Source organism: Mesorhizobium sp. M0293, from assembly GCF_040321735.1.
GTDB lineage: Bacteria > Pseudomonadota > Alphaproteobacteria > Rhizobiales > Rhizobiaceae > Mesorhizobium.
Genome location: NZ_JAMYSA010000005.1, coordinates 119,822 through 130,252 on the forward strand (window position 1 = coordinate 119,822; position 10,431 = coordinate 130,252).

The window sequence follows — 10,431 nt, forward strand, 5'->3', positions numbered from 1 at the left end:
CCGTACTGGGGCATGTGTCTGATGACCACTTGTGATCTTCCACGCTTGGGCATAACCGCATTTGCTCAGCACTCTGACGCCCCGATCAACCACGGATTCCGAACACTTGTCCCTTTGTCAGCGCGCTCGAACGACTGAACGGTCTCTCTGCTACTCTGGCGCCGCCGCCTTTTCCCGGAGCAGTTCGCGTGTTGGTCCGCAGACACCGAGGATCGATTTGTCTCAACGATCCAACTCGCCCCTCGAAGGATTGGTTGATTGGTTTGCCGATCATGAGGAACGATGGCCCGATCGGAATGCTGCGTTAGTTGCGAAGCGGTGGCTTACGTGCTCGCTGAAAAATGGATTGACGATATTGTTGATGACGCGGACAAGATTCGACTTGCCGGCTCGCAGCCTGGCTGCCGAAGCGTCGCGAATGAAGCCGATCGCGTCAACTGCGTCGAGCACGCTTCTTTGCTGCCGCGGAGACCCGCCCAGTCCTGACAGCATATAGGACACCGTCGCGACCGATACGCCGGCGCCGCTGCGACGTCATTGATTCCGACCGTTTCATGGAGTGTTCCGCCGGCCGGTCACGTCAAGCGGCGACGAGCCGCATGATCGTATCGAGGTTGAACTGGATGCGCTGCTCCAGGGCGTCCTTGGTCATCAGGTCCCGCTCGTAGATGATCGAGCCGGTAAAGCGGTTCGTCAGGTAGTAGTAGCCGACGGCTGCAATTGTGACGTTGAGTTGCACGGGATCGACGCCCTCGCGGAACACGCCGGCCTTCACGCCACGCTCGAGGATGGTCGAGACCATGTTGACGAGCTTGCGGCTGGAGACCTTGACGATCTCCGATTTCTTGAGATGCTTGCCCCGGTGAAGGTTTTCGCTGTTGACGAGGGTGAGGAATTCGGGGTTCTTCAGGTAGTATTCCCAGGTGAAGCGCACCAGTTTTTCGAGCGCTGCGCTCGGGTCAAGATCTTCCAGGTGCAGCTTCTGCTCGGCCTTGCGAATATCGAGATAGGCCTCTTCGAGAATGTTCTGGAACAGGCCCTCCTTGCTCTCGAAATAGTGGTAGATCATGCGCTTGTTGGCCTTCGCCTTCTCCGCGATATCATCGACGCGCGCCCCACCTAAGCCTTTCCTTGCAAATTCTTTTTTTGCCGCCTCGAGGATGCGCGCTTTGGTGGCTTCCGCGTCGCGGATGCGCGGTCTTCGTCCCGGCTTTTCGTTTTGTTCGCCCGTCATGTTTTGCGCCTGCCCTCTGCCGTGGTCGGGATTTCTTTCCTGCAACTCATACGCACGCGTCGCCGTCCGTAACAGCCGGTTCGACGCGATTGCTTGTCTTGATCATACTGAAACCGCTTGACTTGGGCAAACTAAAAGAAGTAACTGGTTAGTGCGTTAAATGGCGCCGGTGACGCTGGAGCGTCTCGCCTGAAGGCAAGGCTCTCCTCGTCGGCAGTAGAGCCAGTCGTGACGCGGAAAGCGTTTCAATCGAGGATTGGGAGGAATCAATGTCGACGTTTATCAAGGATTTCATCGAGCGCGAGACGGTGAGCCGTCGCAATTTTCTGTTCGCGGCTGCGGCCGGCATGGGCGCGGCCGCCATGCCGGGATTATTTGGAGGCGGGTTCGCACGCGCTGCGTTGACGGACCCGGCAATCGCCTGGAGCTACCGCGACCGCGCGTCGGCCTACTGGAATTCTGTCGTCTCCGGCGGCGAGGCCTTCGTGGAATCGCTCGGCAAGCCGAAGTCGGGTCTGGTATCTCTGATCAATGAAGGTTCGTCGGAGAAATCGCTGGCCGATATCAAGGCATTCCTTGCCAAGAACAACGGCAACTGCGCGATTGCCTGCGATGCCAATGACAGCCCCAACGCCCGCCCTGTGGCGGAGGCGGTAAGAGCGGCTGGTGGTTATGTTTCCACCATCTGGAACAAGACCGATGATGCGCATCCATGGGACTTCGGTGACAACTGGGTGAGTCACATGACCTGGTCGGACGAAAAACCTGCTGAGGAAACCGCACGCATCCTTTTCGATGCTATGGGCGGTAAGGGTGGCGTCGTCCATCTTGGTGGCATTGCGGCCAACAACCCGGCGATCGAACGTCTTAATGGCCTCAAGAATGCTCTAAAAGACTTTCCAGACATTGAGCTGCTGGATGTTCAACCAGCAGATTGGGATACGACCAAGGCTGCGCAAGTTATGGCCGGCTTCCTGACCAAGTATGGGGATAAGATCACCGGCGTACACTGCGCCAATGACAACATTGCCTATGGCGTGATGGAGGCGCTCAAGGCGGAGGGCATCGGTGACATGCCGATCGTCGCCTATGACGGCAATCCGGAAGCGGTGAAGATGGTGATGGACGGCAAACTGCTGGCAACCGTGTTCACCAACCCGCATTGGGGCGGCGGCATCACCGCGGCGCTCGCCTATCATGCCGCGATCGGTACGTTCAAGCCGTCCGAGGAGCCCAAGGAGCATCGCGAATTCTATGGTCCGACCATTCTCGTGACCGCCAAGGATGCCGCCGACTTCAAGGCGAAATATCTGGATACCGTTCCGAAATACGACTGGAAAGATTTTTGGGGTCCTTCCAACGGCGGCATCAAATACAAGTAATCCGGCTAATTGAAGGGCGGCGGCCGCTCGCTGCCGCCCTTGTTTCATGTGCCGGGATCACCGTCAGAGGAGGACGGAGTGTTATTCAATGTCAAACGCGAAACGGTCATCAGGTGGGCGCCTCTTCTTGTGCTCCTCACGCTGGTGATTCTTTTCGCCCTCATCAATCCCGCCTTCCTGACGCAGCGGAACTTCGCCCGCATCGCGATTGCCGCAGCACCTGCCGTCATGGTGGCGATCGGCGTGACCTTCATCATCATCATGGGCTCCATCGATCTGTCCATGGAGGGCGCCGTTTCCCTGACTGCCGTGCTGTTCTGCCTCGCCTTCTTGCACCTGGGCGGAACGCTTGCCAGCGGCGGCTGGATCGCCATTCCACTCATCCTCGTGGTCGGCGGGCTCGTCGGCATGATCAATGGCCTCGTGCATGTGCGGCTGCGCATACCATCCTTCATGGCCAGCCTCGCCATGGGCTTCATCGCGACCGGCGCCGTAGTTCTGATCACCGGTGGCGATATCGTCAAGATTGACGACGACACGTTTCGCGCATTGCTGACTTGGCGCATCGCCGGCTTCCCGCTGATGATCTACGTGGTCGCGGGCTTGGCCGTCCTCGCCTGGTTCATCCAGGCTTATACCCGGCTCGGCCGCAACTTCTACGCTGTAGGCGGCGGTGAGGAGCTTGCGCATGCCTCGGGCCTCAATGTCCGGCGGGTGAGGATCCTCGGCTTTGTCGTCGCGGGCGTCTTCTATGCGGTGGCCGGCATCCTGCAGGTGGCGAAACTCGGCCAGGCGGAATCCGTCACCGGCGCGAATTTCATGTTCCTGTCGATCACGTCGGTCGTCGTCGGCGGCGTGGCGCTCTGGGGCGGCATCGGTGGCGTCTGGAATGCTGTTGTCGGCGTAATCATCGTCAATGTCATCAGCAATGGCATGATCGTCATCGGCCTGCCGGACTACCTGCAGGACGGATTGCTCGGCATCCTCGTCATCTTGGCCGTCATCCTTTCAACCGACCGCCGCGCGGTCAGCTTCGTAAAATAGGGGCCAACATGTACGAGCTCAAGGCGGTCGACAAGAAATTCCCCGGGGTGCATGCGCTCAAGGCGGTCAATTTCAACGTGAAGCGCGGCGAAATCGTCGGGCTGGTCGGCGAGAACGGTGCGGGCAAGTCCACGCTGATGAAGGTCATCTACGGGGCCTACCAGCCGGATGGCGGCACCGTATTGATCGATGGCAAGCCGGTGAGGCTGCAAAATCCCCGCCAGGCCATGGAGATGGGCATCGGCATGGTGTTTCAGGAGCAATCGCTGATCGCCAACCTGACCGTAATGGAAAACATTTTCCTCGGCTACGAGTCCCAGTTCGTCCGTTTCGGCGTGATCAACTGGAAGGCGATGGCGGACGCTGCCCGCAAGCAATTGGCAAAGGTGAAGCTCAACATCGATCCCGCAATGGTGACGTCGGAGCTTGCCTTTGCCCAGCGCCAGCTGGTCGAACTCGCCAAAGTCCTGACGCTCGAAGAACGGGTTTCAGGCGATCTGGTCATCCTCCTCGATGAACCGACGAGCGTTCTAGCGGAAGACGAAGTGAAGATGCTGTTCAGCATCGTCCGGGACCTGACCTCCCGCGCCAGCTTCATCTTCGTCAGTCACCGCATGGACGAGGTCATGGAACTCTCCGACCGGATCTATGTGATGAAGGACGGGCAAGTCGTCGATATGGCTGAGCGCGGCACCTCCACGCCGGAAGCGATCCAGCAGAAGATGGTCGGCCGCAATGTCGACAAGGAATATTATCGCGAGCATCGCCAGAAGCCGTTCGATGCCTGGAGCGAATTGTTGCGCATGGAAGGGGTGAGCCTTGCAGGCCGGATCCGCGATATTTCGCTGTCCTTGCATCGCGGCGAGGTTCTCTGCCTTGTCGGCACCGAAGGCTCGGGTCGCGAGGCGATCCTGCGCACGATATATGGGATGCGCACTCCGACCGCTGGCAAGGTCACGATCAAGAACCATGTCGTGGATGAGTTCACGCCTCAGCAGGCGGTTGCCCGCGGGGTCGGCTATGTCCCGCGCGAACGCAAGATCGAGGGGATCGTCGCGGGCATGAACGTCTTCGAAAACATGACGCTGTCGCAAATGGGGCGCTATTCCAGAATGGGCATACTGAACGTCTCCGCAGAGAAGAAACTGGCCCGCGACTGGATTTCGCGCCTCGCGATCAAGGCCCATTCGGAGCACGCCGATTGCGGCAATCTCTCCGGTGGCAACCAGCAGAAGGTCGTACTGGCAAAATGGCGATCGGGCGGATCCGACATCATGCTGCTCGACCATCCCACGCGCGGTCTAGACATCGGTGCCAAGGAGGACGTCTACGAGATGATCCGCGACATGTGCGACGACGGCGCCGGCGTGGTTCTGGTCGCCGATACGCTTGAAGAGGCGATCGGGCTTTCGCATACGATCCTAGTCATCAAGGACGGGCAGATCCAGAAGCGCTTTACCTGTGAGTTGGGCGCCAAGCCCACGCTCTTCGATCTGCTCCATTACATGATTTGAGAGAAGACATGACCATACATCAATTGAAGCCCCACCTTCCATGGATCACGCTTCTGACGCTCGTCGCCCTCGTCGGCCTCAACGATCCGAGCTTCCTCAAGCCGGTCAACCTGCTTTCGCTCGCGGGGGACATCGTGCCGCTGTTCATCATGGCTCTCGGGCTGACATTTGCGATCTATATCGGCGGCATCGATCTCTCCGCCCAATCCATGGCCAACATGATCACGGTGGTGGCCTCCGTCTACCTGGCTTCGCTGGGGCCATGGGTGGCGCTGGCCTGCGTGCTGGCTGGTTTCCTGCTGGGCACGATCTCGGGCTATGTGACCACGAAGTTGCTGGTGCCTTCTTTCATCTCGACGCTCGCCGTAGGCGGCGTGTGCTTTTCCGTGGCCAAATGGCTGTCCGGAAACCGGGCCCTGAACATGGATGCGGCGCAGCGTGACAGCACCTTTGGCTGGTTGATCGGCCATACCGGCATCATTCCAAACGAACTCTTCATGGCGGCAGCCTTGCTCGCCATCTGCGTCTTCATCGAGCGGCGAACCACACTTGGCCGGGCGCTGAAAGCCGTCGGAGCAGGCGAACGGGCGGCAGCCGCGTCCGGGGTAAATGTCGCGCGCTACAAGATACTGGCCTTCGCGATTTCGGGCGCGCTTGCCGCGGTTGCCGGTCTTCTGTTCGCGGTCAAGCTTTCGGGCGGCGCGCCCACCATTGCCAACGGCTTCCTGCTTCCAGCAATCGTTGCCGTTCTCGTCGGCGGCACGCCGCTGACTGGCGGCGTTGGCGGGGTGCTCAACACGGCCATCGGCACGCTGCTCGTTGCCGTCATCCGCGCATCCATGCTCTATTTCGGCATCGAGGCAACCCAGCAGCAGATGGTTTTCGGGCTGGTGCTGATCGTCGCGATCGCGCTGACGATCGACCGCGCAAAACTGCGCACCGTGAAGTGAGGGCGGCTATGAGGACCATGCGCGCCGCCGTCCTGACCGCCCCGAAATGCTTCGATGTCCGCGAAGTCCCCTTACCGCCGATCGGCCCCGAGGATGTTCTGGTGCGCGTACAACGCACTGGCATCTGCGGCACAGATATTCATATCTTCAACGGCCACTATGCCGTCGATCGGCTGCCGCTCATCCCCGGCCACGAATTCTGCGGCACAATCGCGGAGCGCGGAGCCAATGTGCGTCACCTCGCCGTCGGCACGCGGGTCGTCGTCGATATCAATATCGGCTGCGGCACCTGCTTCTGGTGCCGTCGCAACGAGGTTCTGAACTGCGCCGAGGTCACTCAGGTCGGCATCGGCCGGGATGGTGCCTTTGCAGAATTCGTCGCTGTGCCTTCGCGGCTTGCAATCCCCGTCGAGGCAGATATTGCCGACGACGTTCTGGCGCTCACTGAACCTGTTGCCTGCGTGGTCCGCGCTGCCCGGAAGGCCAAGGTTACGTTCGGCCAGTCGGTCGTCATTTTCGGCGCCGGGCCAATCGGCAATCTGCATGTCCAGATGATGCGGCTTGTCGGCGCGGCGCCGATCATCGTCGCCGATCTCTCGGCCGATCGCTGCCGCATGGCGCTTGAAGCCGGCGCGGATGCGGCCGTGTCCGATCCGGCCGAACTCAAGGCGACCGTGCTCCGGATGACTGGCGGGCGCGGCGCTGATCTTGTCATCGAAAGCGTTGGCAATCGAATACTCTATGAGCAGGCCTTTGACCTCACGCGTCGCGGCGGGCATGTAGCCTTTTTCGGCATCACGCCGCCGGGAGATACTGTGCCCGTCGATATTCTGCGGACCGTGCTCGAGGAAGGCAGCCTGAAAGGGTCCGTTGCGGGCATGGGCGAGGACATGCATGACGCACTGACCCTTCTATCGCATGGCCGGTTCCGCACGGATGATTTCATCAAGGCGAGCTATTCCCTTGAGGACATCCAGGCGGCTTTCGATACCCTCGGAGACCGGCCGCAGGATCTGAAGACACAAATCGCCATTGGGGCGTAAGACCTATAGAAGTGGAGGAGTCTATGGACCAGAAGAACCCGTTCCTATCTGCCCCGATCGCAGCACGCGCCTTCGGCTTTTTCGTCGACGGGGAGTGGAAGGATGGCGCGAATCACTTCGAGCGCGCCTCGCCGGGCCATGGTACCCCGGTCACCCGCACGGTTCGCTGCACGGTCGATGACCTGAACGCCGCCGTCGCCGCGGCACGCCGCGCCTTCGAGGATCGCCGCTGGGCTGGCCTTTCGGGCGCCGCGCGCGGAAGCGTGCTGCTGCGGGTCGCCGAAATCCTGCGCCGCCGGCGGGACGAGATCGCCTATTGGGAAGCGCTGGAAAACGGAAAGCCGATCTCCCAGGCGCGAGGTGAAATCGATCACTGCATCGCCTGCTTCCAAACCGGCGCCGGTGCGGCCCGCATGCTGCACGGCGACAGCTTCAACTCGCTCGGCGACGATCTCTTCGGCATGGTGCTGCGCGAGCCGATCGGCGTCGTCGGCCTCATCACGCCCTGGAACTTCCCGTTCCTGATCCTGTGCGAGCGCGTGCCCTTCATCCTCGCCTCTGGCTGCACAATGGTGGTGAAGCCGTCGGAGGTGACCGCTGCAACGACGCTGCTGCTCGCCGAAGTGCTGGCGGAAGCGGGCCTTCCGGCCGGGGCCTACAACGTCATCACCGGTTCCGGCCGCATGATCGGCCAGGCGCTTTCGGAGCATCCCGATGTCGACATGCTATCCTTTACCGGTTCCACAGCCGTCGGCCGGTCCTGCGTCCACGCGGCAGCCGACAGCAACTTCAAGAAGCTCGGCTTAGAGCTTGGCGGCAAGAACCCCATCATCGTCTTCGCCGATTCCGATCTGGAAGACGCCGCCGACGGCGCGGCCTTCGGCATCAGCTTCAACACCGGGCAATGCTGCGTCTCCTCCTCGCGCCTGATCGTCGAGCGCTCCGTCGCCGCGGAGTTCGAAAAGCTGCTCGTCGAAAAAATGAAGAAGATCCGCGTCGGCAATCCGCTGGACGAGGCGACGCAGGTCGGGGCCATCACGACAGAGGCGCAGAACGCCACGATCCTCGACTACATCGCCAAGGGCAAGGCCGAGGGCGCAAAACTTCTCACCGGCGGCGGGCCGATCAATCTTGGTCGCGGCCAGTATATCGCGCCGACGCTCTTCTCCGGCGTTTCACGCGACATGGCCATCGCCCGCGACGAGATTTTCGGCCCGGTTCTGTGCTCCATGCATTTCGATACGGTGGAAGAAGCCATCCAGCTTGCCAATGACACGGTTTACGGTCTTGCGGCGAGCGTCTGGACGAAGAATATCGACAAGGCACTGACGGTGAGCCGCCGGGTTCGCGCCGGGCGCTTCTGGGTCAACACGATTATGGCGGGCGGTCCCGAAATGCCGCTCGGCGGCTTCAAGCAATCCGGCTGGGGCCGCGAGGCCGGGATGTATGGGGTAGAGGAATATACGCAGGTGAAGTCCGTTCATGTCGAGATCGGCAAGCGCACGCATTGGATCGCATGATGTCCGCTGGCTATGACTATGTGATTGTCGGCGGCGGCACCTCCGGGTGCGTGCTGGCGGCGCGGCTTTCGGAAAACGCGTCCGCGCGAGTGTGCCTCATCGAGGCGGGCGGGCGCGATACCAATCCGCTCATCCACATGCCCGTCGGCTTCGCCAAGATGACGACGGGGCCGCTCACCTGGGGCCTGAAGACCGCGCCCCAGAAGCACGCCAATAACCGTGAAATCCTTTACGCGCAGGCCAAGGTGCTCGGGGGCGGGTCGTCGATCAATGCCGAAGTTTTCACGCGCGGTGTGCCCGGCGATTATGACCGCTGGGTCGAGGAAGGCGCGGAAGGGTGGGGCTTCAAGGACATCCAGAAATATTTTCTGCGATCGGAGGGCAACTCGATCCTCTCCGGTGCCTGGCATGGAACGGATGGCCCGCTCGGCGTTTCCAACATCCCCGAGCCGCAACGCATGACGCGCGCCTTCGTGCAGAGCTGCCAGGAGTTCGGCATTCCCTACAATCCGGATTTCAATGGCCCGGTGCAGGAGGGGGCGGGCGTCTACCAGACGACGACGCGCGACAACCGGCGCTGCTCGGCGGCCGTCGGCTATCTGCGTCCGGCCCTGAAGCGTCCGAACCTGACGGTCGTCACCGGTGCGCTTGTCCTGCGCATCGTCTTCGAGGGACGCCGTGCGGTGGGCGTCGACTACGAGGCCGGCGGCAACCGCACGACGGCGCGGGCGGAAAGCGAAGTGCTTCTCACCTCAGGCGCCATCGGCACGCCGAAGCTGATGATGCTCTCCGGCGTCGGGCCGGCCGATGCGCTCAAAAGCCACGACATCGAGGTGGTGCAGGACATCGCCGGCGTAGGCCAGAACCTCCAGGACCATTTCGGCGTCGACATCGTCGCGGAACTGAAGAACCACGATAGCCTCGACAAATACAACAAGTTGCACTGGTCGATCTGGGCGGGCATTCAGTACAAGCTCTTCAAGTCCGGCCCCATCACCTCCAACGTCGTGGAGGGTGGGGCGTTCTGGTATGGCGACAGGGCGAGCCCCATCACCTCCAGCGTCGTGGAGGGCGGGGCGTTCTGGTATGGCGACAAGGCGAGCCAGACCCCGGACCTGCAGTTCCACTTCCTTGCGGGCGCGGGGGCGGAGGCAGGCGTACCGAGCGTGCCGAAGGGCGCGTCCGGCATCACGCTCAACTCCTATACGCTTCGGCCGAAGTCGCGCGGAACCGTGACCTTGCGCTCGGCCGATCCGCGCGCCTTGCCCGTTATCGATCCGAACTTCCTCGCCGACCCCGACGATGTGAGGATTTCCGCTGAAGGCGTGAAGATCAGCCAGGAAATCTTTGGTCAGCCTTCCCTGCAGAAATACATCAAGACGCTGCGTTTTCCCGATAGAAACGTGCGCACGCAGGAAGATTATGTCGCCTATTCGCGCCAACACGGGCGCACCTCCTATCACCCCACCTGCACCTGCAAGATGGGCCGGGACGAGATGTCGGTGGTCGACCCGCAACTGCGCGTCCACGGCCTCGATGGCATCCGCATCTGCGACAGTTCCACCATGCCGAGCCTCGTCGGTTCCAACACCAATGCGGTGACGATCATGATCGGCGAAAAGGCATCGGACATGATCCGCGGCAATGCCTGATCGATCGAGGCGTGGGGCGCCACAAGGCGGGGCGCCCGGCCGCCCCCAGGGGGCCGTCGCGAGGGGGGGGCCGCGGCCGGGGCGCCGGGGGG

At 61.5% G+C, this 10,431-nt stretch carries 8 protein-coding genes; 7 read left to right on the forward strand and 1 reads right to left on the reverse strand.

From position 1 onward, the window contains the following. Positions 1 to 580: 580 nt before the first annotated feature. Positions 581 to 1,234, reverse strand: a complete 654-nt coding sequence (locus NKJ06_RS03850) for a TetR/AcrR family transcriptional regulator (protein ID WP_352809154.1) — start codon at positions 1,232 to 1,234, stop codon at positions 581 to 583. Between the two features lie 347 nt (positions 1,235 to 1,581). Between NKJ06_RS03850 and NKJ06_RS03855 the strand changes: the two genes are divergently transcribed. The 7 genes from NKJ06_RS03855 to NKJ06_RS03885 all read left to right on the forward strand — a co-directional run bounded on the left by NKJ06_RS03855 (position 1,582) and on the right by NKJ06_RS03885 (position 10,339). Then, the gene (locus NKJ06_RS03855) at positions 1,582 to 2,616 is read left to right on the forward strand and encodes a sugar ABC transporter substrate-binding protein (RefSeq protein ID WP_352809155.1); all 1,035 of its coding nucleotides are present in this window, start codon (positions 1,582 to 1,584) and stop codon (positions 2,614 to 2,616) included. Positions 2,617 to 2,694: 78 nt separating this feature from the next. Beyond that, on the forward strand, positions 2,695 to 3,660 hold the full coding sequence (locus NKJ06_RS03860; RefSeq protein ID WP_352809157.1) for an ABC transporter permease: 966 nt from the start codon (positions 2,695 to 2,697) through the stop codon (positions 3,658 to 3,660). A gap of 8 nt (positions 3,661 to 3,668) precedes the next feature. After that, entirely contained in the window at positions 3,669 to 5,174 is a 1,506-nt protein-coding gene (locus NKJ06_RS03865; protein WP_352809158.1) for a sugar ABC transporter ATP-binding protein, read from the forward strand. 8 nt (positions 5,175 to 5,182) lie between these two features. Next, positions 5,183 to 6,124, forward strand: coding sequence for an ABC transporter permease (locus tag NKJ06_RS03870; protein ID WP_352809159.1), 942 nt, complete (start codon positions 5,183 to 5,185; stop codon positions 6,122 to 6,124). Between the two features lie 8 nt (positions 6,125 to 6,132). Then, positions 6,133 to 7,167: a zinc-dependent alcohol dehydrogenase gene (locus tag NKJ06_RS03875; RefSeq protein ID WP_352809160.1), complete on the forward strand. Its 1,035-nt coding sequence runs from the start codon at positions 6,133 to 6,135 to the stop codon at positions 7,165 to 7,167. Positions 7,168 to 7,190: 23 nt separating this feature from the next. Continuing rightward, positions 7,191 to 8,687 carry an aldehyde dehydrogenase family protein gene (locus tag NKJ06_RS03880; protein WP_352809161.1) on the forward strand — a complete coding sequence of 499 codons (1,497 nt, stop codon included), beginning with the start codon at positions 7,191 to 7,193 and terminating at the stop codon, positions 8,685 to 8,687. Next, positions 8,687 to 10,339, forward strand: coding sequence for a GMC family oxidoreductase (locus NKJ06_RS03885; RefSeq protein ID WP_352809162.1), 1,653 nt, complete (start codon positions 8,687 to 8,689; stop codon positions 10,337 to 10,339). Before NKJ06_RS03880 ends, NKJ06_RS03885 begins: the two co-directional genes overlap by 1 nt. Positions 10,340 to 10,431: the final 92 nt, after the last annotated feature.

What these genes read in the sequence shown, in the direction of transcription:
- NKJ06_RS03850 (WP_352809154.1), bottom strand. Translation starts at nt 1,234, where the DNA reads ATGACGGGCGAACAAAACGAAAAGCCGGGACGAAGACCGCGCATCCGC.
- NKJ06_RS03855 (WP_352809155.1), top strand. Translation starts at nt 1,582, where the DNA reads ATGGGCGCGGCCGCCATGCCGGGATTATTTGGAGGCGGGTTCGCACGC.
- NKJ06_RS03865 (WP_352809158.1), top strand. Translation starts at nt 3,669, where the DNA reads ATGTACGAGCTCAAGGCGGTCGACAAGAAATTCCCCGGGGTGCATGCG.
- NKJ06_RS03870 (WP_352809159.1), top strand. Translation starts at nt 5,183, where the DNA reads ATGACCATACATCAATTGAAGCCCCACCTTCCATGGATCACGCTTCTG.
- NKJ06_RS03875 (WP_352809160.1), top strand. Translation starts at nt 6,133, where the DNA reads ATGAGGACCATGCGCGCCGCCGTCCTGACCGCCCCGAAATGCTTCGAT.
- NKJ06_RS03880 (WP_352809161.1), top strand. Translation starts at nt 7,191, where the DNA reads ATGGACCAGAAGAACCCGTTCCTATCTGCCCCGATCGCAGCACGCGCC.
- NKJ06_RS03885 (WP_352809162.1), top strand. Translation starts at nt 8,687, where the DNA reads ATGTCCGCTGGCTATGACTATGTGATTGTCGGCGGCGGCACCTCCGGG.